At 47.4% G+C, this 26,410-nt stretch carries 19 protein-coding genes; 8 read left to right on the forward strand and 11 right to left on the reverse strand.

Features of this window, described 5'->3' with window-relative positions:
* Nucleotides 1-465: 465 nt before the first annotated feature.
* The 3 genes from J7438_RS13600 to J7438_RS13610 form a co-directional block, all read right to left on the reverse strand.
* Complete coding sequence (locus J7438_RS13600; protein ID WP_209276978.1) at nt 466-633, reverse strand: hypothetical protein; 168 nt, start codon at nt 631-633, stop codon at nt 466-468.
* Nucleotides 617-880 carry a hypothetical protein gene (locus J7438_RS13605; protein WP_209276979.1) on the reverse strand — a complete coding sequence of 88 codons (264 nt, stop codon included), beginning with the start codon at nt 878-880 and terminating at the stop codon, nt 617-619. The genes J7438_RS13600 and J7438_RS13605 overlap by 17 nt, the downstream gene beginning before the upstream one ends.
* Before the next feature lie 163 nt (nt 881-1,043).
* On the reverse strand, nt 1,044-1,472 hold the full coding sequence (locus J7438_RS13610; RefSeq protein WP_353620136.1) for a transposase: 429 nt from the start codon (nt 1,470-1,472) through the stop codon (nt 1,044-1,046).
* A gap of 667 nt (nt 1,473-2,139) precedes the next feature.
* Here J7438_RS13610 and J7438_RS13615 point away from each other — a divergent pair.
* Nucleotides 2,140-3,429 carry a hypothetical protein gene (locus J7438_RS13615; RefSeq protein WP_209276981.1) on the forward strand — a complete coding sequence of 430 codons (1,290 nt, stop codon included), beginning with the start codon at nt 2,140-2,142 and terminating at the stop codon, nt 3,427-3,429.
* Nucleotides 3,430-3,808: 379 nt separating this feature from the next.
* A complete protein-coding gene (locus J7438_RS13620) occupies nt 3,809-6,019 on the forward strand; it encodes a TonB-dependent hemoglobin/transferrin/lactoferrin family receptor (RefSeq protein WP_209276982.1) in 2,211 nt (736 codons plus the stop codon).
* 105 nt (nt 6,020-6,124) lie between these two features.
* On the opposite strand, the gene J7438_RS13625 is transcribed toward J7438_RS13620, so the two are convergent.
* The 3 genes from J7438_RS13625 to J7438_RS13635 all read right to left on the reverse strand — a co-directional run bounded on the left by J7438_RS13625 (nt 6,125) and on the right by J7438_RS13635 (nt 8,608).
* Nucleotides 6,125-6,718, reverse strand: a complete 594-nt coding sequence (locus tag J7438_RS13625) for a YgjV family protein (RefSeq protein ID WP_286196577.1) — start codon at nt 6,716-6,718, stop codon at nt 6,125-6,127.
* On the reverse strand, nt 6,708-8,006 hold the full coding sequence (locus J7438_RS13630) for a TRAP transporter large permease (protein WP_209276983.1): 1,299 nt from the start codon (nt 8,004-8,006) through the stop codon (nt 6,708-6,710). The genes J7438_RS13625 and J7438_RS13630 overlap by 11 nt, the downstream gene beginning before the upstream one ends.
* A gap of 119 nt (nt 8,007-8,125) precedes the next feature.
* Nucleotides 8,126-8,608, reverse strand: a complete 483-nt coding sequence (locus J7438_RS13635; protein WP_209276984.1) for a TRAP transporter small permease — start codon at nt 8,606-8,608, stop codon at nt 8,126-8,128.
* 397 nt (nt 8,609-9,005) lie between these two features.
* Here J7438_RS13635 and J7438_RS13640 point away from each other — a divergent pair, with 397 nt between their 5' ends.
* The 3 genes from J7438_RS13640 (at nt 9,006) to J7438_RS13650 (ending at nt 13,109) form a co-directional block, all read left to right on the forward strand.
* Nucleotides 9,006-9,986 (forward strand): TRAP transporter substrate-binding protein, encoded by a 981-nt coding sequence (locus J7438_RS13640; RefSeq protein ID WP_209276985.1) that lies wholly within the window; start codon nt 9,006-9,008, stop codon nt 9,984-9,986.
* Nucleotides 9,987-10,182: 196 nt separating this feature from the next.
* Nucleotides 10,183-11,604 carry a glucuronate isomerase gene (uxaC, locus tag J7438_RS13645; RefSeq protein WP_209276986.1) on the forward strand — a complete coding sequence of 474 codons (1,422 nt, stop codon included), beginning with the start codon at nt 10,183-10,185 and terminating at the stop codon, nt 11,602-11,604.
* A gap of 26 nt (nt 11,605-11,630) precedes the next feature.
* The gene (locus tag J7438_RS13650; RefSeq protein WP_209276987.1) at nt 11,631-13,109 is read left to right on the forward strand and encodes a mannitol dehydrogenase family protein; all 1,479 of its coding nucleotides are present in this window, start codon (nt 11,631-11,633) and stop codon (nt 13,107-13,109) included.
* An 85-nt stretch (nt 13,110-13,194) separates the two neighbouring features.
* Here the strand turns inward: J7438_RS13650 and J7438_RS13655 are convergent, their stop codons facing one another.
* A complete protein-coding gene (locus tag J7438_RS13655) occupies nt 13,195-13,707 on the reverse strand; it encodes a hypothetical protein (RefSeq protein ID WP_209276988.1) in 513 nt (170 codons plus the stop codon).
* 364 nt (nt 13,708-14,071) lie between these two features.
* Between J7438_RS13655 and J7438_RS13660 the strand changes: the two genes are divergently transcribed.
* From J7438_RS13660 to J7438_RS13670, 3 genes are all read left to right on the forward strand, one after another.
* Nucleotides 14,072-15,910 carry a hypothetical protein gene (locus J7438_RS13660; protein WP_209276989.1) on the forward strand — a complete coding sequence of 613 codons (1,839 nt, stop codon included), beginning with the start codon at nt 14,072-14,074 and terminating at the stop codon, nt 15,908-15,910.
* Nucleotides 15,911-15,942: 32 nt separating this feature from the next.
* Complete coding sequence (locus J7438_RS13665; RefSeq protein WP_209276990.1) at nt 15,943-16,440, forward strand: hypothetical protein; 498 nt, start codon at nt 15,943-15,945, stop codon at nt 16,438-16,440.
* A gap of 155 nt (nt 16,441-16,595) precedes the next feature.
* Entirely contained in the window at nt 16,596-18,461 is a 1,866-nt protein-coding gene (locus J7438_RS13670; protein WP_209204178.1) for a hypothetical protein, read from the forward strand.
* A 225-nt stretch (nt 18,462-18,686) separates the two neighbouring features.
* On the opposite strand, the gene J7438_RS13675 is transcribed toward J7438_RS13670, so the two are convergent.
* The 4 genes from J7438_RS13675 to J7438_RS13690 all read right to left on the reverse strand — a co-directional run bounded on the left by J7438_RS13675 (nt 18,687) and on the right by J7438_RS13690 (nt 26,322).
* Nucleotides 18,687-19,268 carry a coiled-coil domain-containing protein gene (locus J7438_RS13675; protein WP_146000082.1) on the reverse strand — a complete coding sequence of 194 codons (582 nt, stop codon included), beginning with the start codon at nt 19,266-19,268 and terminating at the stop codon, nt 18,687-18,689.
* Nucleotides 19,269-19,866: 598 nt separating this feature from the next.
* On the reverse strand, nt 19,867-20,190 hold the full coding sequence (locus J7438_RS13680) for a hypothetical protein (RefSeq protein ID WP_209204176.1): 324 nt from the start codon (nt 20,188-20,190) through the stop codon (nt 19,867-19,869).
* Between the two features lie 256 nt (nt 20,191-20,446).
* On the reverse strand, nt 20,447-23,515 hold the full coding sequence (locus J7438_RS13685) for a hypothetical protein (protein ID WP_209276991.1): 3,069 nt from the start codon (nt 23,513-23,515) through the stop codon (nt 20,447-20,449).
* Nucleotides 23,516-23,595: 80 nt separating this feature from the next.
* Entirely contained in the window at nt 23,596-26,322 is a 2,727-nt protein-coding gene (locus J7438_RS13690) for a hypothetical protein (protein WP_209276992.1), read from the reverse strand.
* Nucleotides 26,323-26,410 lie beyond the last annotated feature (88 nt).

Genomic DNA, 26,410 nt, shown 5'->3' on the forward strand with positions numbered 1-26,410 from the left:
GACGGCTCGTCTCTTCCAGCTTCAGTGGATGTTAACCGGGATACAGTATCTGCGGTTGCTGAGGAGGAAGGTGACTGCATGGTTTGTTTGGAGGTCCTCCCTGTTTCCAATTGGAGAATCGTTTGGGGGTGACAACGATAGAGTACGACCTTGTCAGCCCGGTAAAGTTCCAGGCAACCGGTATCAGAGAAGCCTTACCTGTTTGGTCAGGCAGCCTGGCTGTGGGATGTGTTACTGGATAGCGCACCGCTGCAGCTACTCCAATACACGTCAACTGCCGCAGCCTGAAAACTGACGTATTCATAATTTCTGAAAACCTAAGAGAGCCAGCAGCTTTCACTGCTAAGAAAAATCACTATCGCCACCCTGAAAATTCTGATTATCTTGCCAAATCATGATGTGTCAAAAGCTATCTTCTGTGCTTTAGCACCATGGGCAATGGCTTTAAACAAACTGTCCCAGCTATCAATCATTCACATGAGAAAGAAGATTGAGGGGAAAGTTATTGGCGCAGGGGAATTTATGAGTCGTGTTATTTTTCTCATCAACGATTTTGTGATGATGAACCAGGCCTTCGTCATAAAGGGCATTCATAGCCTCAATAAGCGACTCATGGTTACCATCCTTGGCCACGATGATAAAGTGCCAGCCATACTCTCTGATCAGAGAAATGGTCGTGTTTTGTTGCAGCAGTCATCACATCGGCAGGTTCCCGAATAAAAGAGGCCAGTACCATCAAAGGAAGCAGATAAAGATCTTTCAACTTGCCACATTGGAATGCATAAGCTTGCAGAGCACCATTGCGCTGAACGACAGAAAACAATTCTTTAAACGGCTTCTTCAACTCAATTGGATTAACCGGGTCAACAACCTCTCTCATCCTTTTGTATCGGACGGGACTTTGCCGCCTTTTACGTGGTAGAGCTTTTCAAGATTATGGCAACAAATTTCATCAAGCCGCTCTTCATCGAATCCTAATAGTGAACCGAACCTTCTGTATCTCAGGTGGCTGTAGTGCTTCAGGATTCATCGGGAATTGCTGTTTATACGGCTTCTTTAACCTTTTTTACATCGTCAAGACGGATTGACCCCGTTGTCGCCGCCTTCACAAATTTTTTGATATTATGCGCCGTGCAAACCAGTGAAAACTCTGCTGCCATTTTCTCTTCTCCGCGAAGGCTGAAACCTCGGAATCCCGAATTTTTGATCTGCCCAAACGGTGGCTCTGCAATAACTTTACGACGTTCGTAAACTGATTTGGCTTCGGTGCTTTCCATTTTCTTATTCATAGCCTGCCGTGCAGATTCAAACCGGTCGGTGCGGATAACCCGGCCAGGCTCTTTTTTTGCACTACTGCATCTCGAACGATATGGACACTCTCTGCACACCTCTTTGTTGGCCCGGTAGCTCTTTCTTTTAGCCTTGCTCAAGGGGTTCGTGATCAGCCGTTCATTGGCCGGACAAACGAACACATCGGCTCAGCATCAAAGGCAAGCTCTGCGATAGATAAAATGTACCTTAGTACCATTTTTCCCCGCAGGAGTGCCTACTTACTCGCTTGTTGCTCAGGAGCAAAGCCAGGTTATGCATTACCCCGCAAGTACCTGGGAACTATTTTTCCAACTGGGTATCTAAAAGAAAGAATTATCTCAAGCCATAAACAGGAATTAAACCAGCGTATGGGCTTGTATCTCAACAGTTAATAATGGAAGTATCTGTATGAAAGATATGAACCCACCTTTGGTTTCCAAATTCAGCGTTGGCGTTTCAGATTCTACTGCCCCTTCTGACCGCCAGGCGGAGATTCGAAAGGAAGTGACCGCTTTCTTCAGGCAATGCTGTCTGGCTGACGTTCCCGGCTCCGGCTATTGCCAGTCCAAAACCCACCAGCATCAATGTGACCTGTCCGCATTCACCAATTGGGATCACTTCGTCCCCGCGCCAGTGAATGCCACTCTTTTCCACTTCCACCAGCGCGGGGGGGCTTCTGGCAGTAAAACCATCACGATAGAGCCAAGCAGGAACCCGACACTCGTACTCCGATCTGGGCCTCGGCCTCCCGTTCTAAGGCTTAGGGATCCGTCTGCGCCAGGCTCTGTACAGAGTCCTCCATCTGCCAGACCTGAGCATTCCTTGCCCGTGGAGGGTGCAGTAGGTGGCAGCAGAGCAGCCGAACTGCCATCAGGGAAAATCTTCCTGCTCGACCGGGTTAAAAAGCTGGCCAAAGAATCAGAACAAGTGGCTGACCAGCTGACTAAAGTCGATAAAGACTCCACTACAGGTGTTCAGCTGGAAGCAAGGCAGAAACGCATCAATGACAAAATAAACTCCTGTAAAAGCATCTATCAGAATCGTTACGGAACGGACCTGCTGAAACAGTTTTTGCAGTGGCAAAAAGCAGTACGCAGTGCTCTGTGCAACGAAGATTCAACAAGCCCACAGGCGTTTGATCAGCTGCAAAATCAGATAAGTGACCATCTCGAAGAAATAGAACACTTTTTGATCAAGGGCTATCACGACGAATGCAATAGTCTCTTGCAACAACTGCACAGGGCAAAAGCCAGAAAGGAGAGCAATGATCGCGCCATCTTTGTGCAGGATTTGATCAACACCAACAATCCGGTAATGCCCAACTTTTTACAGAGTGGCGATGACCTGCACCTGTACCATTACTTTGAACATCTGAGACAGTACCTGGCAAGCCTGGAATACATTTTGAAATTGCCTGATCTCAGTGCTGAGGACCAGCAACAGAACCGACTAAATATCATCACGACCACGGCAAAAGTGGAAAGAATCGCCGATTGTTTCGGAATTATTTCCCGTTACTCCCGCCTCCATAAGGACTCAGGTCACCTGTATCCTAACCAGCTTGCTGAAATGCAACAGATAATCAGAAAAGGCAAACGCCTCAGCTCCACAACCCCCTCACCCAGGGATCAGGAGCGCCGGGCACTGGTGGCAAAATTGAAACAGGAACGCCCTGAAGTCGCCATTGATGCCGAAGCCCTTTTGGATATGGATGAGGAGGATTTCCAGCTGGTGATGGCACTGCAAGGGCAAAAACCACTGACCGAAGCCCACCGGAAAACCCTGGAAAGAAATGGCTGGCAACAAACTGATCGTCACAATCTTGTGGTCAACCGAGGTCCTGAAAAGGTCCTCATCCTGATCAATGAAGACCGGTATCAGCTAATAGATAGTACAAGTGGTGACATCATCGGCTCACTGACCCCTGATCGTTGGGAGCGAATCAAACAGCGCCTTAAAGATGAGGGGCGCAGCATCGACCAGGTTACCCGCCAGATGGTTATTGAGGATTTCATCCAATTCCCAATATCGTCCTATCAGTATCGCTGGAGTCATAACGTTTACGAAGACCAGCAAGGCGTTAACCTAATAAGTGCAAGGTGCTCCGCAGGTGATTGAATTTACTGAAGAACTCGCTGATTTATTACAAAAGATATTTTCGGTAAGCACTATTCCGAAATTCACGCATAACCTATTGAATAAGATGTAAAAATTTCTGGAATGAAAATACTTTTGCACATTTTAGGTTAACGGCTAGGAAGACCAGTAAATGATCTCGTGGTTCCAGTAGGAATGCCTGCCGGGTCAGTCGTTAGTAAAATCAAACTTAATGATAATGATTTGCATTTGATATTTTTTATAATTATTATCCTGCCGTTGTTTATTCTCATTGCGTATTTTTTTTCAGCATGAGAACCAAAAGAAGCAGGCGGTCATTGGCGACTGTCAGAAGGCAACTGGTGGCTGTCAAAGCCTACACTGGTACAGATTGAAATTCATGAAGTTTTCAAAAAATACGCTGGCGCTGGCTGTGATGGCGGCCACCGTTTCTCTTGCGCAAACCTCGCCTGTTCTGGCTGAAACTGCCTCAGAAAGCACCGATAAAAATTATCAGCCGACTCTGATGAATCAAGTGACTGTAACAGCCACACGTTCTGAAAAGCAGCTTAAAGATGTGTCTGGTGCTGTGACTGTTATAGACAGTGAGCAGTTGGAAAATGACATAGTACAGAACATCCGGGACATGGTGCGCTATGAGCCGGGAGTACAGGTAATTTCTGGTCGTGGTGGCCCTGATAGCTTCACTATTCGTGGTATGGGTGGTAATCGGGTGAAGATTACTGTGGATGGTGTTAACCAGGCTCAGCAGCTGGATGCCGGTGGTGACTTTTTACGTTCCCAGCGTAATTTCGTTGACGTAGAAACCTTGAAAGCGGTTGAAATTGTTAAGGGGCCTGCTTCCAGCTTGTACGGTAGTGATGCTATTGGTGGTATGGTCGCATTTCAGACCAAAGACCCCTCTGACTTACTTGCCCGTGGAGGCGATGACAGCTACGCCGGAGTAAAAGCAGGCTATTCCAGTGCCAACGAAGGTTTTACCGAGACTCTTTCTCTGGCCAATCGCACTGGCAAGCTCGAGACTATGGCAATCTACACCCGGCGCGACCACAAACAGATGGATACCCACAGCGGTGCTGATGTGGATGGCAATAATCGAGGTCAGGCTAACCCATCAGAAACTGGCCTTAATAACCTGCTGACTAAAGCTAAATATCAGATTAACGACAGCCATCGTGTTGGTTTGACTGGTGAGATTTTTCAGTCCAAAACTGATGTTGAACTGAAAACCCTGAACCCGTCCACGACCAAAGGTAAGGATGAGAACACCCGTTATCGTATTGGTTTTGAGCACCAGTGGGATGCCGGTCTGGCTCTGTTCGATAGCCTCGACTGGCAGATCAACTGGCAGCAGAGTAAAAGTACGATGATAACTGATCGTCCAGCCTACGTTTTTCCGGGAATGGCTCCCTTCCCCCACCGGGAAATGGATTACAACTACGAAGAGCGCGCTATTCTCGCTGGTGCCCAGTTTAATAAGAATCTGCTGTTGGCTGATCTGGAGCATAATCTGATCTATGGATTTAATGCCAGTTACACAAAAGTGGATAACAGCAATACAGAGCACAACCTGGAGACTGGTGTTACTCAGGCTAAGGACTATATGCCAAAAACAGCAGCGACCAAATTGGGTCTGTTTATTCAGGACGATGTACAAATGACTGATCGTCTGAACCTGACTGCTGGTGTGCGCTACGACAAGTACAAGTTTGACCCGGACGGTATGATGGGCAGCACTGCCAATCCAAAACCGGCCTATTCCAGCGATGGCAGTAAAGTGACTGGACGATTAGGCACAGTTTATGACCTGACCAATGATCTTGCCCTGTTTGCCCAGTTCAGCCAGGGCTTCAAAGCTCCTGCTTACACCGATATGTATTATGCCTATGGAATGGGTGTGATTGTTGAAGCCAATCCTGACCTCAAGCCGGAAGAGAGTAACTCCTTTGAGCTCGGTCTGCGTGGTGAACACCAACTGGGCAGCTATGAAGTGACTGGTTTCCTGAACAAGTACAAGAACTTCATTGAGCAGGATATGGTTGGCAAAGATCCTGTTACTGGCAAGGATATTTACCAGAATCGCAATATCGGCAAGACAGATATCAAGGGGATTGAGTTGCGTAGTGAACTCTGGTTAGACGTCGCTATCAATGCTCCTGAAGGTACTACTCTGCGCAGCTCCGTGGCCTGGGCAGAAGGTAAGAACAAGTCTGACGATGAATATCTGAATACTGTTGCCCCGCTGAGCGCTGTGATCGGCCTGGGTTATGATGCTCCATCTGCATTATGGGGTGGTGAGCTGACCTGGACTCTGGTGAAGGGGAAGAGCGACGCCAAGGTGACGAATGTTGACCAGGGTACTGCCAAAGAGAAGGAGCAGTTCAACCCATCGGGATATGGCACTGTTGATTTGACGACTTACTACCAGCCTTCAGATAACCTGACCCTTCGGGCAGGCATGTTTAACATCACCGATAAAAAATACTGGCATCTCAATGATGTTCGTGGTCGTGCGACAGATTACGCGGGCCTGGACCGCTTTGCCCAGCCCGGCCGTAACTTCTCTGTCAGCGTGCAGTGGGATATTTAATCGTTCCGTTCACAAAGTCCCGGGGTTGTTGCGAAAAACAGCTTTCGCTCTGTCTTTTGCAACACCCCGGGTTCCCCATCGGAACGAGGAAAGCCGAGTTCCCTATTACGGCTTAACTTCCTGAATTACCGGTACTGATACAACAGATGCCTTATAAAGCTTATAAATGGTAATGCTATTAGTAACCACAAACGTTGCCTCAATCAGACTGCCACCAATAGACCCTGTCAACAGGTTGTGCACCAGCCAGCAGCAAGAGTTCAAAAGGATCAGTGATCGTAATCGAATGCCACGGGTGGAAAACAGGGCCCAGGTGGCAATAACCGAACCGATAATAGTGGGCACTTCATACCACTGCTCGACATTGGGCAGTGTCAGGCCGACCAGCAAAACAATGAACATGGCCATCAGGATTTTTGACTGACTTTTTACCGATGCGTAACTGCGCAGGCTATTAATAATCGCACCTATTGCCGCAACGGTTGCCCCCATCAGAACAAAGTGCAGTGCCATCACCAGGCTGAAGGCAGTCATTTGATAGCGGAATTTCACATCATCTTTTTGCCAGAAGGCCATGATGCCGATCAGGAAGGCAAAGCCACCAACAAGCTGGGCAATAAACATCACGGTTTCTCTGCTTATTAATTGCAGAATCTCCCGAAGGAGATTCTGTTGTAAATAACGGTAATCAGAAGCCAAACAGACGTGGCAGGATCAGGCTGATATCCGGGATGAAGGTGACTAACAGCAGGGTGATGAAGAGAACGGCGTAGAACGGCAGGATGTTTTTAATGGCATCCGAGATCTGCACGCCACTGACCGAACAGCCAACAAACAGTGCACTGCCCACTGGTGGTGTACAGATACCGATACAGAGGTTGAAAGTCATCATAATACCGAAGTGAATAGGATCAATGCCCAGGTCCATGGCTACTGGCAGCAGAATGGGTGTAAAGATCAGCAAGGCTGGCGTCATATCCATAAAGGTACCCACCAGCAGCAGGATCAGGGTAATGGTCAGCAGGATAACCGTTGGGTTATCAGACAATGCCAGCAAAGCCTCGGACACCATATAAGGAATGTCGGCATTGGTCATGGCCCAGGACATACCCATGGAAGCACCGATCAGCAGAAGAACGATGGCGGTGGTGATGGCTGAGTTCAGGATGATGTTTGGCAAATCTCTCAACGACACTTCTTTATAAAAGAAAATGGCCAGTACCAGGGTATAGACGACGGCAATACCTGACGCTTCTGTCGCTGTGAAGATGCCGCCGATAATGCCGCCCATGATCAGGAATACCAGGAACAGACTTGGCACCGCTTCCCAGGTGACTTTCAAAAACTGTCGGAAGGTCGGGCGGGCTTCTACCGGGTAACCACGACGTTTGGCAATAATGCCGGCAACGACCATGATGCCCAGCCCCATCAGAATACCGGGCAGGTAGCCAGCCAGAAACAGGGCGGCAATGGAGGTCCCGCCACTGACCAGGGAGTAAACGATCAGGGTATTACTGGGGGGAATCAACAGGCCGGTTGGGCAGGAGGCAATATTGACCGCAGCAGAATACGACGGGTCGTAGCCCTTGCTCTTCTGAATAGGCGACATTACACCACCAATCGCCGCTGCAGAAGCCACCGCAGAACCGGAGATCGAGCCAAACAGCATATTGGCCATAACGTTGCAGTGGGCCAGAGAACCCGGAAGACGGCCAGTAAGAATCTGGGCAAAGTTGATCAGACGGGAGGCGATACCGCCATTATTCATAATGTTGCCCGCCAGAATAAAGAAAGGAATAGCCAGCAGGGCAAAGTTATCAAGGCCGGTGGCCATCTTCTGGGCAATAACGGCAATGGCGGGTTCAAAAGGCAGTGCCAGCAAGATGGATGCAAGGCTGGACAGGGCAATAGCAAAAGAGATGGGTACCCCTAATGCCAGCAGGACCGCGAAGGTGCCAAACAGAGCAATTATTGAAAGCCAATCCACGATGTTTCTCCAGTTTTTATGATAATCCGGGACTATTGATTGGTACCCGCATTGTTCAGTGATCAGGGCCAGCGTGATAAGACGCTGAAAAGCTGCTTAATACGATTCAGGGCCATCCATCAGGCATCAGCCGTGCCACGGAGGAGATCGATAATGCTGAGAAGGCTGTAAAAAAGGATCAATGCGCCAGATACCGGAAGCGCCAGATAGATAAGGCCCATCGGCATACCCAGTGCCGGGGAGACCTGTCCCATGGCCAGTATTTTCAGGAACAGCTTGCCGCCGCCGTAAATCATCACGATCGACGCGAACAGAATGGTGGTGGCTTCAATAAACAGCTGAGAGATGCGTTTGCGCGTACCGGTCAGGTTCATGGTCAGCAGATCAATGGCGAGGTGCTTTTTCTGTCCGGAGGTATAGGCGGCACCGATCAGACCGGTCCACATGAAAAGATATCGGGCAAGCTCATCGGTGATGGTGCTTGGATCCCCCAGCAGATACCGGCTTAACACCTGCCATACGACACAGGCCACCAACGCGCACGATAGCAGAATCACCAGGCCTGCTAATGACCTGTTTACAGCATTAATAAGAGCTTGCATGACAGATTTCTACCTGATTCCTGTCCACTTGCCCGGGTTGAGGCAAGCTGGTCTGACCAATATTGAGTGTCGCGCTATGATAGGAGAGAGTTCCTGTCGTCTTGTTGATACAGGTCAAAGAGATTGGAATTGGATAAAGTCTGTTTTTGTCAGTTTATTGTTGTCATTAATAGTCTGGAATGGCCGTGTAGCAGCCCAACCCCGTTTTTTTGATATTGGTCAAACTATTTGAAAATATCACAGAGATTTACAACTTCTGTCTTTTACTGGATGGTCCGACTGAGATAGCCTACCGCACATTGGTATAACAAGTGGGTTGGAGCCAGTCAGACTCAATCTTGATTCCGGCAGGCTTCCCGCCTTTATTTCTTAAAAACAGCAAGAAAGGTGATCTCAAATGGCAATCAATAAGCTGGTTAGTAGTATCGTTGCTACTGCAGTACTGGCCTGCAGCGCTTCCGTATCTGCCGCCACCCTGAAGCTGAGTCATAACCATGACCGGAATCATCCGGTGCATGAAGCTATGCAGTTCATGGCCAAGCGTGCCAAAGAACTCAGCGGAGGCTCCCTGAATGTGCGTATCTATCCTGATGCCACCCTGGGTTCACAGCGTGAGTCCACAGAGCTGCTGCAAATTGGTGCCCTGGATATGGTGAAGTCCAATGCCAGTGAACTTGAGTCTTTTGAGCCCTCCTACTCTGCGTTCAATATGCCTTACCTGTTCCGGGATAGAGATCACTTCTATCAGGTGACCATGGGTGCCATCGGTGAAAAGATTCTGGCTTCTTCCGAAGATAAAGGCTTTATCGGCCTGACGTATTACGATGCCGGTTCCCGTAACTTCTATGCCGCCAAGCCCATTCAGTCTCCTGCGGACCTGAAAGGTATGAAAGTACGTGTTCAGCCAAGCCCGACAGCGGTGAGTATGGTTGAGCATATGGGAGCATCTCCGACCCCGCTGGCTTACGGTGAGCTGTATACTGCACTGGACCAGGGTGTTGTGGATTCTGCAGAAAACAATATCACCTCTTTTGTGACCAGCCGTCACGGTGAAGTGGCCAAAAAGTTCAGTTTCAGTGAACACGCCATGATCCCGGACGTACTGGTGATCAGCAAGATTACCTGGGACAAGCTGAGTGCTGACGAACAGACCGCACTGAAGCAGGCTGCCCGTGAATCTTCCATGGAGATGAAAGAGCTGTGGGCCGCTTCAGAAGACAAGAACCGCAAATACGCAGAAGAGAAAATGGGTGTTACCTTCATGTCTATTGACAAGACACCTTTCGTGAAATCTGTTGAGCCGATGTACGTAGCACTGAAGAAAAACAATGCAGAGCTGTCCGTTATTGTTGAAGAAATTCGCAACACGGGCGTTTGATTCGCTTTCTGCCACTGAAAAAAGGACCGCCATACGGCGGTCCTCTTTTTACCAAGTTGATGTCGTTTGTAAAACTGCAATTAAATCAGAACCATACCGTCCTTTCCTGAAAAAGGATGATCCAATTTTTCGTTTTGGTATAACAGTTTTGCGAAGGTATGTTTGTCACTAACCCATCGATCAGTCAGCAGCCGTTATGTCATCTCAAGCCTATTCGCTACACCCCGACCGCCTTTTTGATGCTGATAGCAGCATTCGCAGCGTAGCTCGTGCCCTGTATCAGGAAATAAGACATCTGCCCATTGTCAGCCCCCACGGTCATACTGACCCGTCCTGGTTTGCTGACAATAAGCCTTTTGGTAATCCAGCGGCTCTGCTGCTCCAGCCTGATCACTACGCTTTTCGTATGCTCTATAGCCAGGGCATTACCCTGGAAACCCTGGGTATCCCTGCCAGAGATCCAATGACTGAGGTAGAACAGGATCCACGCCAAGCCTGGCAGGTTTTTGCCGATCACTACCATCTGTTCCGTGGCACGCCAAGCCGTATGTGGATGGATCATGCCATGACCGAAGTGCTGGGTGTTGATCAGCCACTGAACAGTAAAAACGCCCGGTCAATTTACGAACATATCGATGCACAGCTGAAAACCGACGCCTTCCTGCCACGCCGTCTCTATGAACGATTCAATATTGACGTTCTGGCTACCACCGAAACTGCAGTGGACACGCTGGAGAGTCACCTGCGTATTAACGACAGTGGCTGGAAAGGCCGGGTGATTACGACGTTCCGTCCCGACTCGGTAACAGATCCTGAGCATCCCGATTTTGCCGCGCATATGGCGCTGCTGGCGGAACAGACCAGCGAGGATATTCATAACTGGTCAAACTATCTCAACGCCCTGCGTAAGCGTCGTGCCTTCTTTAAAAGCACCGGCGCAACCGCAACAGACCATAGTTACCCGACGCCTTATACCACGGTGTTAAACGATGAGGTGTGCCAGAATCTGTTGACCAGGGCACTGGCAGGCACCATTACCGGACAGGAAGCCGATCAGTTCCGTGGCCATATGCTGGTGGAAATGGCCCGCATGTCCCAAGACGATGGTCTGGTGATGCAGATTCATTGTGGTGTGTTCCGTAACCATAACCAGTCACTGTTCAAGCGCTTTGGTGCAGATAAAGGTGCGGATATTCCGCTGAAAGCTGAATTTGTCCACAACCTTCGCCCGTTGCTGAATGAAGTGGGCAATGACCCGAATCTGACCATCATCCTCTTCACGCTTGATGAAGATGTGTATGCCCGGGAACTGGCACCACTGGCAGGGCATTACCCGGCACTGAAGCTGGGACCTGCCTGGTGGTTCCATGACAGCCCGGAAGGCATGATGCGTTACCGCCGGATGGTGACGGAAACCGCTGGTTTCTATAACACCGTTGGTTTTAACGACGATACCCGTGCATTTCTGAGTATTCCGGCCCGTCACGATGTTGCCCGTCGTGTGGATTGTAACTTCCTGGCATCTCTGGTGTGTGAGCACCGCATAACCGAAGAAGAAGCCTTTGACCTGGCCCTTGAGCTGACCAGTGGGCTGGCCAAAAAAGCTTATCGCCTGTAATAGCATTAACAACCAGAGATGCTTCAATGATTAATAAAAAGCTGCAACACGAAAAAATCGTAGCCAATGGCTACGACGGTACCGAGCTGACCGCCGGTATTGTTCATATTGGCCTGGGTGCTTTCCACCGTGCTCACCAGGCGCTGTACACCCATGAAACCATCGCCGCTACCGGGGCGTTCCACTGGGGAATCTGTGCAGCCAACATTTTTGGCGGCCAGGAGCTGGTTCAGGACCTGCAGGAGCAGGACAACGCTTACACCGTTACCGAGATGAATCCGGACGGCTCCCGTACAGTAAAACTGGCCACGGCCATCGCCCGGTCACTGGCCGTTGAAGAAGACCGCAGGCCGTTGCTGGAAATTATGTCGGCAGAGACCACACGCATTGTCTCTCTGACCATTACCGAGAAGGGCTACTGCCTGAACCCGGCAACCGGCGAACTGATGATCGACAACCCGCTGATCGCCCATGACCTGGAAAATACCCATAACCCGAAGACGGCACTGGGCGTGATTGTTGCGGCACTGGGACAGCGTAAGGCTAAGGGTCGACTGCCCTTTACGGTATTAAGCTGTGACAACGTACCCGACAATGGCAAACGTGCCCGGGCAGCGGTCATTCAGATGGCAGAGGCGATGGATAAAGAGCTGGCCGCCTGGATTCGTGAACACGTGGCTTTCCCATGCACCATGGTTGATCGCATTGTACCGGCCATGACGGAAGAGAGCTTTGCCGATGTCCAGTCTTACCTGGGCTTTGCCGACAAAGGTGCCATTGTTACCGAAGCCTATCGGCAGTGGGTGATTGAAGATCACTTCACCATGGGGCGTCCTGAATGGGACAAGATAGACGGCGCGATGTTTGTATCCGATGTTCAGCCGTACGAAGAGATGAAGCTGCGTATGCTCAATGGCAGTCACTCGATTCTTGCTTACCTTGGCTACCTCGCAGGTTACGAGACCATTGACGCCTGTATGCAGGATGAACAGTTCGTGAAGGTGACCCGTCACTATATGAACCATGAAGCGGCGGTCACCCTGGAAATGCCAGAACCCACCGACTTTGCCAGCTACGCCGAGAAACTGATTGAGCGCTTCAGCAACCCGGGCCTGAAACACAGAACCTGGCAGATTGCCATGGATGGTTCCCAGAAAGTGCCGCAGCGCTGGTTGAATGCCGCAAGAACACTGCTGGCGGAAGAGAAATCGCTGGCGGCTATTGCCCTGGGCATTGGTGGCTGGATGCACTATGTCTCCGGTACGGATGAGCAGGGTAATGGGATTGATGTCCGTGACCCGATGGCCGAGCAGCTGAAGGCCGTTGCCATTGCCCATCAGAGTGAGCCTGCGCAGCTGGTTAAGGCTTTCCTGGCACTGGATGCGGTGTTCGACCCTGCCCTGGCGGCCAATGAGCACTTTGTTGCAGCGGTAACCGACGCCTACAACACCATTCGTGAGCAGGGTGCCAAACAGGCCGTAGCTTTGCTGGCTGAGCGTATTTAAACGACCTGTTTGAGCCGCTATCGGAAGATATCAAGAAGCGCACCGGTGACTATCAGCGTCAGTGAGAAATGCTTCGTTCCACTGCCTATTCAACAGACGTCGATTTCATCTTTTCTAACGTTCTAATATACGACTGCAGCGTATTCAGTAACGTTGATGACTCCAGATAGAGGGCATGGCTGTCAGAATTCCCGTTCTGTGGTCCTGTCTCTGTCTGGCTATGTGCGTTGAACAGATCTTTTGTTTCTTTCTCAAGGGCTTTGTGCAAACCTTCCAGCAGGTGAAGGGTGTCTGTGATGCGGTTAGCGTGTTGTTGCCTTTCATCTTGAGCAGAAGGGTGAGTATCTTGCAGGCGGTGAATAAGATCAGAGGCGTAGTCGACACCTTGTTTCAGTGGCTGTAATGCTTCTGTCAGATTGGCTGGTTTCTGGCTGACCAGCCTCTCTGCCAGAGGCTTTACTTGCGGACGGGTGAAATCTGCACTGGACAGTAAAGTCCGCTTTACCTCCTGCTGAGAGATGATGCTTCGCTTCTTTATCCCGGACATTGCCTGTTCGTTTTGTCGGGTAGAGCCGTTACCGTGGCTGTCCTTGTCCATGATGCGTTAATCCTGAATCCGATAAAGGTATTTTGCTACCGTGTTATCGGCTACTTCCGAAATAACCAGAATTTACAGGATATGGTCGTACAGAATTCGATAGTACTACCGCCTGATTCTGAAGGGTACAAAACTGTTATTGTCAGGTGTACGTCAGAAACAACGTTTTATACAGAAAAAAACTTGAGCTTTTGCTTGTTATAGCTATTTTCACACTGTGGAATTTTGGCTTCTGGTGTTGTTGATTTCAAAAAAATGTCATTTCTGAAATTACTTTTTACTTGGCCTTTTGCTGTCTTTGGTCGCTATTCCTGTTTTAAAAATAAATTGAGATGTTATCGGTATGATAGAATCAGGGTTTCCTTTGAGCCTTAAAACTCAGTTACCAGACAATGCTGTTTCATTAGCACCAATTGCACAGTTAAATGGCGAAGAACATGTCTTACAGCAGTTTGCTGATAAACTGCCCCATCAAATCGCGGTTGAACTCAGACAGAAAGATACCCTGCGCGGAATGGAAATGAAAGGTAGGCCGGTAAGCAATATTGAAAGCATGGCAGACAAATTAAAAGAAGGTCCGGTCAGCTTTATTATTCAATCAAAAGACCAAAATAATACCCCCGATGAATTAACGATTACCTGTTTTTTAAATAAGCCAAAACCGGGTTGCTTTATCTGCAGAAATGATGAAAACATCATGATTAATGTAAGAAATACGTCAGGTGATGTTTATGAAAGTGTGGCGAATGGTTTCTGGATAAGTGGTGAGGAGGAAGGTGAGTCGGGGGAAATTCACTGTCTTCTTGATTTCGGAGAGCGGCGGGTTATGGATTATCAACTGACGACATCAGAATCAACTGGTTCACCGGCTGGCAACTATCAGGTGGTTGATTCAACACTGCAGGTAAACGACTATGTTATTCCGGCAGTGACCCATCTGGAACGTGCCAGTCATGATGGTGGTCGTTATGGTACACACAATGCTGTTTTTGCCAACGGAGCCGCTATTCCGGCGGCACTGTTTGAACACGACTTTGACCATTGGAACAGCCCGCCGGAAGCCTACCGCATGTTGTTCAGAAGTTTGGGGGGGGCTCTGAGCCATGCCTCGAAAAACCCGGAGCTTGACCTGAGAACATTTTTGCATGTCTTTATCACTACCTGTATTGGCTCCGGACTGATTCTGGGAGGGGATGAAGCCGCAGCGGCAATACAAACAGCCAGGGGGTTCCCCAGTATCAGTGTTATCGGAACCCCGTCGGATAACCCGGTATTGGAAAGGTACAAATATGCCGGTATCACGCTCAGTCTGGCCAGTTTTTTCGGTTTTCAGACCACTAAGAATGCCTTGGGAGTCAGTAGCCAATTTATTGAAAATCCCGCTGAGAAACGCTGCTTAAGTGCGAAAATGTGGGTGATGGAGGTTTTCGGCAGTCAAATTCTGTCGATGCTTATCATTGCTTCCGCCATTGCCGGGGGAGAGTATTTTATTACCGGTAGTACCGGACAAAGTAATCCTCGAAAGCTGTTTACTGACCTGCTTTTAGCACAGACGATTGTTCTTGGTCTGGGTGCTGCCGTGCAGTCCAGGATGATTGACAAAGGTGTGTCTCCGGCCAAGACATGGTTGTTTTTTGTCCTCTTTCGGTTAGCCATATTCAGGAGTGCTGCCCTTGGGGTTCAGGTGATGACCGATCACCTGTTTGCTGATGGTGTTAAACCGGGGAAAATTCAGAGTATTGTGATAGCCAATGTCATTAATGAGCTGATGATCACGATTTTGAGTGGAATGTCTTATCTTTCCGGAAGATCAAAAGCCACGGACGGTTCAGAAGAGCAGCTGATGGCCTATGAACAGGATATCCGGGAGTCGGCAACGGAGTCCGAATCAGCCAAAGGTCTTGACACTTACGCTGATGATCATCAAATTTCTGTCCATCCATTGAACCGGTTTCGGTTGAATTTAAGCCGATCCATTGATGCTGCGCCGAAAACGCTCTGGGGTAAAGTGGCTCATTACTGTTTGCATCGGGATCCGCAGGGCGTGCTGTCTCAAGTGGTCACCAGTCCATTTCTCAGTGCTCTCTCTGGTCAGTCAGACGCTGAATACCGCGATGTTTTGAAGTTGCATCAAGCGTTATTAAAAGATCGTTCAGTGTCCTTGCCAGTTAATAAACCTGAAGCCAGTGGGCTACCGGTATAATCTGATGCTGCTAACAGAGGCGATGATTGATCATGGATTACGATGATTATTTTCAGGAAAAGTATTTTTCACTGTTCCGGGAAAGCCAGGGTCTTACCGAGGATGATCTTGCCGTATCAGAAACCGACACCGTTAACGAAAGAGAGCTTAAGCAGTTTATTAAAGACAATTACTTGAACCGAGAAGCAGAACCCATATCCGGCAAAAATAATCCCTGCGATATTGATGAAGAGATAAGTCAGGTGAAGCGACTGTTAACAGGATTGCTTGAGTCGGGGGAGATCGACCGGGAAATTGTCCTTGAGGCGCTCAGTTATGGACTGACAGAAATGGTGGATTTTCTTCACCACGAACCGGATCATCACTATTCGTTCAGTGAGCAGGAGAAGGCTGAATTGCACAGTATGATGAAGACGGTTTTGCAAAAGACAGAAACAGAGGAACATCAGGCCATTTGTGAATCCCTGTTCCCGGACATGGTCAACTATCTTGAGTCCGTGGTGGCTAAAATCAGGACACCAAGGTTCTGACAAGAAGCAAAGCCCTCTTCTGATTCCTGCTTAAAATTTTATTTATGATTTTGTATTTTTGTTTCACTATCGCTTATGTCATGAACTGCATAATAGGATAAGTCATTTGTCGTGCAGAATTATTATCTTTAAAAATAAATTGAGGCGTTATTGGTATGATTGAATCAGGGTCTTCTTTGAGTCTGAGAACTCAGTTCCAGCACAATGATTTTTCATTAACACCGATCAATACTTCCGATGAAGTAGAGTCCATCCCACAGCAGGTTACTGACCAACTGCCCCATCAAATTGCGGTCGAACTCAGACAGAAAGATACTCTGCCCGGGATGGAAATGATAGAAAGGTCGGGAAGTAAGGTTGAAAGCATGGCCGAAAAATTAAAAGAAGGTCCAGTCAGCTTTATTATTCAATCAAAGGGCCAAAATAATACCCCCGATGAATTAGCGATTACCTGTTCCTTAAATATGCCAAAGCCGGGTTGCTTTATCTGTAAAGGTGATAAAACCATCATGGTCAATGTGAAAAACAGTTCAGGTGATACTGATGCAACAGCGGTGGGCGGTTTCTGGGTGAGTGATGACCAGGGATGTGAGGCGGAGAATATTCACTGCGTTCTTGATTTCGGGGAGCGGCGGGTTATGGATTATCAACTGGCGAAATCAGCGGCAGGCGATTCCCGGAGTGACCGCTATCAGGTGGTTGATTCAACACTGCAGGTAAACGACTTTATTATTCCTGCAGTGACCCATCTGGAACCTGCCACTCATGATGATGGCCGTTATGGTACACACAATGCTGTTTTTGCCAATGGAGCCGCGATTCCGGCGGCACTGTTTGAACACGATTTTGACCATTGGAACAGTCCGCCGGAAGCCTACAGAATGTTGTTCAGAAGTTTGGGTGGTGCCTTGAGCCATGCCTCGAAAAATCCGGAGCCAGACCTCAGAACATTCTTGCATGCCTTTATCACTACCTGTATTGGCTCCGGACTGTTTCTGGGAGGGGATGAAGTGGCTGCGGCAGTACAGACGGCTTGGGGTTACCCCAGTACCAGTTTTCTCGGAACCCCGTCGGACAACCCGGTATTGGAAAGGTTTAAATATGCCGGTGTCATTCTCAGTCTGTTCAGTTTTTTCGGTTTTCAGAGCACTAAGAATGCCTTGGGAATCAGTAGTCAATTTATTGAAAACCCCGCTGAGAAACGCCGCTTAAGTGTGAAAATGTGGGTGATTGAACTTTTTGGCAGTCAGGTTTTGACAATGCTTACCGTTGCCGCCTCCATTGCCGGGGGAGAGTATTTTGCTACCGGCAGTACTGAACAAAGTAACCCACGCAAACTGTTTACTGACTTGCTTTTAGCACATACCGTTGTTCTTGGTTTGGGCGCTGCCGTACAGTCCAGGCTTATTGACAAAGGCTTGTCTCCAACAAAGGCATGGCTGTTTTTTGTGCTATTTCGATTAGCTATCTTCAGGGGCGCTACCCTGGGAGTACAGCTGATGACCGATCATCTGTTTGCCGATGGCGTTAAACCGGGGAAAATTCAGAGTATCGTGATAGCCAGTGTCATTAATGAACTGGTGATCACGATTTTGAGTGGGATGTCTTATCTTTCCGGAAGATCGAAACCCACTGATGGTTCAGAAGAGCAGTTGATGGCCTATGAGCAGGATATTAGTGGACCTGCACCAGAATCCGGATCAGTCTGTTTTCTTGAACTGAACACTTACGCTCATGATCAGCAAATTTCCGTCCATCCTTTAAACCTGTTCCGGTTGAATTTAAGTCGAGCCATTGATGCTGCGCCGAAAACGCTCTGGGGCAAAGTGGCTTATTACTGTTTGCATCGGAATCCGCGGGGAATGCTGTCCCTGGTCGTCACCAGTCCATTTATCAGTGCACTCTCTGGTCAGTCAGATGCTGAATACCGTGAAATTTTGAAGTTGCATCAGGCATTATTAAAAGATCGTTCAGTGTCCTTGCCAGTCAATCAACCTGAAGTCAGGGAGCTACCGGTATAATCTGATGCTTGTTGGCAGCGGCTAACGGAGGTGATGATTGATCATGTATTACGATCATTATTTTCAGGAAAAGTATTTTCCAGTTCCGGGCTAACCCGTCGCTTTGTTCCCAGGGGAGATCGGAGCCTTGTGGGTATATCAGTGACTGGCTGCACCCATGGTTGAACGAGGCAGGCCTCACCAAACCTGCCAGACGTTTTTACAAGGAGGGGTTTCAAAAGAGAATCACTTCTCTGGTAAACGGTGCTTGATCATTTGCCCCAGGGTGAGAATATCTTTTCGAACCTCTTTCACCTGACTCTCGACACCTTCAAGACGCTGATTAATGCCACCAAGCCACTCATTGGTACTGCTGAGACGCTCATTATTTTCATCCAGCCGTTCATTGGCTTCATCAAGGCGTTCGCTGTTTTCACCGAGGCGTTCATTGGTCTCGTTTAATCGCTCATAGGTTTCATCAACACGCTCATGGGTGCCATCAACCAGTTTGTTGGTTTCATCCAGCCGACCATTAATGGTGTCCAGATGCTCACTGATATCATCCAGAATTTTGTGGGTATTAGTCATTAACTCACTGGTGCGTTCAAAACCGGACAGCGTGGCCTGGGCCAGTTCGGAGACATCCTCTTTAACGCTGGTAACCTCTGCCTGAATACCGGACATATTGACCTTGACCCCAATGATCTCATGCTGGTTTTTCAATGCGATGTGTTTGATATCCGCCATCGCTTTTACCAGTCCATGAATTGTGTTGTAGAGGGACTGGTGTTGCTTCTCCAGCATCTCAACTCTTGTTTCTAGCGACATACAGCTACCTGTCTTTTGTTGTTACAAAGCCTTGTGTTAAACCATTTTGTAGTTAGACAGCCATGCAGCACCCATATTAGAAATTATGGAGAAAAAAAGTGCTATCTATCAACCCGGGATTCAGGTGGTGGCTGTTCCAGGAGCCTGCCGGACTTAAGCGTCCGTAGCGAGGATTGCGAGAAATTGAGGATAAAAATTTCTGCTTCTGAGGAGAATAGCGGGGCTATTTGACGAAGAAGCAGGAATTTTTAGACCAATTTATCGCAACCGCAGTAGGACAGTCTTAAGTCCGACAGGCTCCTGGATAATAAGCTATGCACTGACTGCATGATCAGCATAGCAGAGCTTCAGAGTGTCATCGGTTTTATTGATGAGAGAAATAAAAAGAGGGGTTTATAGTGGAATGGTGGTTTGGATTAAATCGGACATGATGCTCCATTAAACCTGAATTATCAGGAAGCGGTTAACCTGACAACATCGAAGGTAAACAGTGTGTGGCGAGTGCACAGGTATCAGGCATTGCCACACTTTATAATAAAATGAAGAGGGGGGATCTTGACAATAAAGTAAGTGAACTTTTATAGCCTGTAGAAGATACTTAAGTTTCAGGAGCAGGTAGCATCGTCATTATCTGTTCAATGCTATTAACTATTTCAGGAGCCAGATGTTTAAATACCTCTGCATGGTCCCTTGCTGATGTCTTCTGGATAGCGCTCAATATTGAGTTACAAAGCATATTTTTTTCACTCTGAGTAAAAGAAAATGATTGCTTTTTATTGTCACTCATGTGTGCAACCGTTTTGGTAATAACATCCGAGAGACTGTTAAGCAGTTCCTTTGTTTCAGCATCCTCAGGGTTTGCCTGTTTCGCAAACACCTGGTTTAATCGATTTACTTTTTCGGGTAAATCTGAAGGGTTCATCTTTTGACCTTTCTCCCTGTTAAGATTGCTGGTTTATTTTGCATAATTCAATAGCTCACGTTCATTGGCATGGAAAAACTACCCATTTTTAAATCTATAAGGTAGTACTGGTTTTATCAGTCGCTAAATACGTTTTTTTTATTTGGGTAATATGTTTTATCTCAGATAAATTATTGAACAGTTTTAATGATTTTGTGAACTGCTGTTACCTTGCTCCGGATCAGGAGGGATAGTTATGTACTTTTTCTGGAGATCGTTAATCTTTTGTACTTTTATTGGGGACATAAGGGTAATTTGCTTCCATGGCCATGATTAGAGAAAAGGCATTTCGTGTGGCTTCCTGTCTTGCCTCTTTGCATTCTTTATGGATAGGCATTCCAGAACGGTAGATAAAACCATTTTCTATTCGTTCAGCTTTAACCTTGGTTTTCGTTTCATGAAGACGTTTATTGGTCAAATAAAGATCACCGCAGTAATGGCAACTCTGCTGATACTTTTTGAATCCGTCTTCCTCTACCTCTACATTTTTACGCAATTTCAGTCCCGCCAGTTGCTTGCTCAATCGCGTATCCAGACGTTCATACTCTTTGTCATCGAGAACAGCGAATGCCTTACCCGGTATCGTTCTGTTGTTGTCCACTTCCATTGGCTGTTCTGAATCCTCACTGGCTTGTGATGGTGATGGCTCTCGGGTTCTTTCATGAAATTTTTCCAGTACTGTGTTGATGATGGTTTGCTGATGTTCTTTGGAGGCAAAGTCAACAGGCTTTATCCAGTTGCTTTCATCAGGCAACAGTAGTTGCATCAGCTGAGCATACTGGCCTTCCCGGCTGGTGGAAATAAATCTTTGGATCTCTTTGATCCGTGATTGTAACTCTTCCCGTTCAGGCTCTGTCAGCTTGCTCAAAGAGTCCTTGCGGCGTAATAAATAAACAAGCAGGGTCAGTTGATGGGCAACCACACTGAAGCCAGTCTGTGAGGCGTTAATGATCTTGTCCAGCGTGAGTTCCGCTTCATTATCCAAACCCTGTGCTGCATATTTCTCAGGATCTTTGGATTCACGCTCCATTACCCTGACCAGATATTCTATAAAAGCATTAATGATTAGCCTTGGCTCTAATGCATCGCGTTCCTGGCCACTGATATTGTCCAGCTGGTTCCAGGCAGGCACCAGATAGTTGATTAAAAAAGCAAAGTCTTTCAGGTTATTCCTGGCCAGTGTTCCTGAAAATGCATGTATCATTAACCTCAGGTTTCGATACTTTCTATCGGCATATAACTCACTGATTTCGTGGTGTGTATTGATAGCATTCACCAGTAAATCCAGGAAGCATTGGGATGGGAGCCAGTCCTTGCCCTTTCTCAGTGCATCGACCATAGTCATGGTCATGGACTTCATGATGATGTTATTGGCATCACAGGCGGTGAGGGCGGCCCTATTGTAAGGCAGTTTCAATGTTTTGTGGGCAAAGTCAATCAGCTGTTTAATAACCGTGATTTTTTCATAAACCTGCATCTCCTTGTCCATAACCGGTAGCCAGGCATTGGCTACAATTCCCCACTGCATGCCATCCCGATAACGCTGAGCGGTTTCAGGCGTCTCCGGGGAAATGGTTATTTCGAACTGTGATGCCAGATTACTGGCTTTAGCCATGGTTTTAGTTGGTTTTAATAATGCTTTCCACTCCCTGTAACCATCCCAATCCCATTCATTAGGTGGTTCTTTAATAAAAATAACCCCCAGCCTTTTTGTGTGTTTCCTGTTACGGTTTTTATTTTTGATGTCATTTTTTAAACTGGTAATTGCTTCGTTCAAATCATCATCGTTTTCAATTTTTTCTTGACCATAATACACATCGGTTAACTGATTTGAGTCACTTGTTATATAACGAAGCTTCATGCTCAATACTTCTTTTAACTCACTTAAGGTGAAGGCTTGTAGCACTTCAACTTTTGTTTTTTTTGATACAGACCCCAATTCAGTGCCAGAATAATTATATCCGGGAGGATATGATAGTAATTTACCTTTAGGATCACGATAGGTGATAAAAAATCGGTTTTTAACGGTAGTATGTAATTCGGCGACCCTTCCCTTTGGATAAAGCTGTATCGGGTAAAAGTAGTCTGCTTTGTGTGGCGTGATAACCGTTTTTCCATTGCGTTCGAGCCTCATCATCACCTGATTTTTTACTGACAACTGATCTTTCCATTTGCCACTGGGTTCAATAACAATGGGGTCCGCCGGTACGCAGCCTGACAAATCCTCGGGGGAGTAGATCAGTATCCGTTCAGATATTTCGCCCTTGGAGCCTGCGTCAGGAAAGTCGTACGGTTTGGGCTCGATGAGGGAAAATTCCGGACGATCAAACTTTTTCCGGAGGATTATTTCCGGGTCAACATCGAATGACAGTGAACTGTTGCTACCTTTGGCCCGTTGGTTAACGGACGCGATCTCCTCTGCAATATGACACTTCAGATGTTTAAGCCCCTCGTACCCTGAATACTTTACTATATTTCTCCGATGATGCTTATTGAAATAAATTCTGGGGAGATCAATGATTTTGGGATCTGGATAATTCATTGTGCGACCTGTTCCTTCCTCCCAGAAGTCGGTGTCCATAATGAGAAAATTCATCACATTCATCATTTGTTGCACCCGGTCAAAATTATAGCTGCTGTATTTTGCAGCATCTTTTCGTATCCAAAAATCCGGGCAGGCAGAGTGCGGAATGGCCTGGGCAAGGCACAATTCTCCATCAAACAGATGAGCAACCGGCGGGGCCAATATGACTTTGATCGATGGTCCTTCATTGTGCTTATCAGTATTGCTGAAATCGAATTCAACCTTGTAGTAAGCGCCTTCCCACCAGCCAAAAGGGGCAACAAATTCAGCAATCACTTTCATGGCATTGTCATCGGGAATGGTCAGGGCAAATTTACCAGGATAGTGTTGGTCCATGTGGGACTGGATATGATCCCTGGCAAGGCCTATCTCCAGTTGCAATCTTGCGCCATTCACACCTTGTTTGAAGCGCTTGAATGAAATTGCCCCGGAGGGGTAATCATAAGAAGGGGCTTCTGCTGTCGGGGTTAACTCTCTTTGCAGGGTATTGACAACCTCACAATTATTTACAGAGTAATCATTCAGGGAGAGTCTCTGATCAGGCTGCCCTTGATTCAACTGACCCAACTGATCCATTGGTTCATGGGTTGGCGGTATCCTGCGGATGTTGCTGCCATTTCTGCTGGCAGCTGAGCCAGCGGAGTCGGCGTCAGAAATAGAATCAATGGGTCGTTTAGTCACCGGGGAATTAATGGAATACATTTTTACTTCCTTATTCTGTTGGTTAGAGTTATGAGGTTTATTGTTTAAAAGTTAACTGGAATTACATTGTTAAATAATTATTACAACCAGGCCACAAATGGTTTAAAGGGCTCTTGTGTCTTTTGGCCAGTTAAAACCATCTCCAGAGAATGAATCATAGTGTTAACCTGTTCTTTCTTTTGGTTCAGTCTGTCTAGCCACTGTTTCTTTTCCAAAAGTTCGCGATCATGTTCACCCGTTTTCATCATTTCAATAACATCCATATCATCAAACTTGACAAGCTCTGGTGTTTCAATATAGAGAGCAGTAATTTTACGTTCCAGATTTTTAGGGATGACGTTTAATTCTTCCAATACGGATAATTGAACATCGTGGGGTTGAAAAGAGAGGAAAAATATCATCTGACGAAAAGCATAGGCAATATTTTTATGTTCCTGCAATCTTATCTTATCAAGATTGTCCGGGTTGTAGCGTATACATTTGATCACTATCCAGCGGGCAATCTTGTGGTTCAATGTCTTACCATTCTCGCTCCTGAATAGTTCAGAGAAGTCTAATGTATTGGTCAAAGTAGTCAACGTGGCCAGGTTATGCGTGGTGATTATCTGTTGCCACTCAATGATCTTACCACTTTCGGAAGTTGCGTAATCCGCCCAATAGCGGCTTTTTTTGGTAATACCACTTTTTTGTTTGCAAAGATAATAAAGGGCATCCGGAGTTTGAAGATTCGCAATTTCCCCGTAATCAAGCCCGTAATATGTTTCATAAAGAGTTCCCTGCATCAGGCTGGCTGCCTGTTTGGCAGCCCTGAGGAATTTATCAGAGAATTTATGCATGAATATATCGGCTGCAAGCTCTTCAGTGAGTGGAGGCTCTACAGAGAGTTCTGGAAATTCTTCGATCATTTGACCCAATGATTTGATAAATCTATTGGGCAAAATGGTCTGGGGAAAATAGGTAAAGACTTGAGTCAACATATCAGCTAAAAGCTTTTCTGCGTTCTTGACTCTTTTGTCCCCGTCTAAGGGGGTGATTGCCTGTAAATGTTTTACCCAGGGCAGTTCATCCATCCGGACCTGATGTTGAAGATTCAGCAGAAGGACAGATCGTCGTTTGAAGAAAGCCCGTGTCACTTGTGCGAACAAGGCGGCCAGGTGAGGGTCAAGTATGCTGTCACTTTTGACAATGGCTACGATGTTCAGGTATTTGCTGGCCAGTACTTCAGCAGAGATGATATCGCCCCGTTCAAGCAGCTCAATCACTGGTTTTGGCTCAATTGCTGCCAGTAATTTCTTTATCGGTTTGGGCAATCCTGTTGTGTCCATGTTCAGGTCCTGTGGTTTTACCTGAACACAGTCTTTTAACGGCTGTAGCTGATGGATCAGGGAGTGACCTGTGTGATATCTCTTTTGATATTGTTCAAGCCAGGCCTGGCGTTGGTTCAGCGCTTGCTGATACTGTTCAGTGCCAGGTAATCCCCGCTTGCGATGGATATCTGCCAGGGTTTTTCTCAGCGTGAACCGGATTTTTTGAAAACCTTCCGTAACGGAGGGGCACCGTTGTTCTGGCGGGTACGCCAGTAATATTTCCAGTGAACGTTGCAGAATCCGCTCACTGCCACATTTACGGGTAGTACGATACATCAATTCGGGGTGTTGCTCTGTTATCTGCTTTCTATCCGCCAGGTAGTGTGAGGCTTTTTCAAACCACTCTGGTGTGACTGTGGCCAGAGGCATGCCGCCGCACAGCTCACCTTCAGTGTTGTAATAAGGCAAATCCCCTTCTACTGTATCCTGGATCAGTGCCACAAGCCGATCCTTCAGTGGCAGCCACTGGTCAAATACCAAGGCATTTTTATCTAATCGCTGTCGGTTATTGGATTTATGTGCAGGGGCAGGGCCAAAGCGGTTGTCCAGTTGAGTCAGTACATCTGCCACACTTTTCATGGCCTCGTTCGTGTTTAATGGCAGGGGCTGTTCGACCGGTTCCGGGAAAAACCTGACCCTTCCCAGAAATGGGGAAATTGTTTCAATCAATTCTTCAGCCCTGTCATAGTGTCCTGACCGGTGAAGCGCCATCAGAATTAACATAACCCCTTCTTCGGGGGTGTTCACACGGTATTTTCCGCTTAGAAGCATGTTTTCGAGGTGGGAAGAATACGGTTCAGTAAACCAGATGCGGTTAAGTGATGACCTGATGTTTTCAAGATCATTGGGTTGATCGTTGGTTACTGATATTAATAACTGACCGGCCAGCTTCATTTGGTTAAATGCTGACCTGATGTTTTCAAGATCATTGGGTTGATCGTAGTTTACTGGTATTCCTAACTGATCGGCCAGCTCCATTTCATAGCCACTCAGTGGCCCTCCGGCTGCCAGCCGCCCGGTGGGAAAGCCGCCGGTCATTACCACGGGTGTTAACCAAAGCGGGGTATTGGCAATCGGCGCTCTTGAGCCCGGGGTCAGGGTTCCGTTGATTGTGCCCTGGATAGTTTGCAGTAATTGCTCGATTTTCGATCTGGCACGGCTTCGGTCAACCGGGTCAACATGTTCCGATGTGGCCGTCCTTTCAGCTTTTAATAACAGACCGGAAAGGTAAGGAATGCCCATGGTACTTGAGATACTGTCGTATTGATTGAGGCTGGAGGCCTGTTGAGCCGCTGTATTATCTGGCGGGATTAATTGTCCTGAAGCCATGCCAGCATTGCTTATGGAGCTGCCATTGAAGGAGCCTGAGGATGTGATGAAATCGTCAACAATCTGGTCAGGATTTTGGTTTGAACAAGCAAATAATTCCGCAGGATTCATACAGACTCCGACTTAGTCAGGTGGTAACAGTAAGTAATTTCGATACGATCCACTGTTCTTTCTCAGGGCTTGGATTGAGCGTACACAA

Source organism: Thalassotalea sp. G20_0, from assembly GCF_017744175.1.
Classification (GTDB): Bacteria; Pseudomonadota; Gammaproteobacteria; order Pseudomonadales; family Endozoicomonadaceae; genus Endozoicomonas.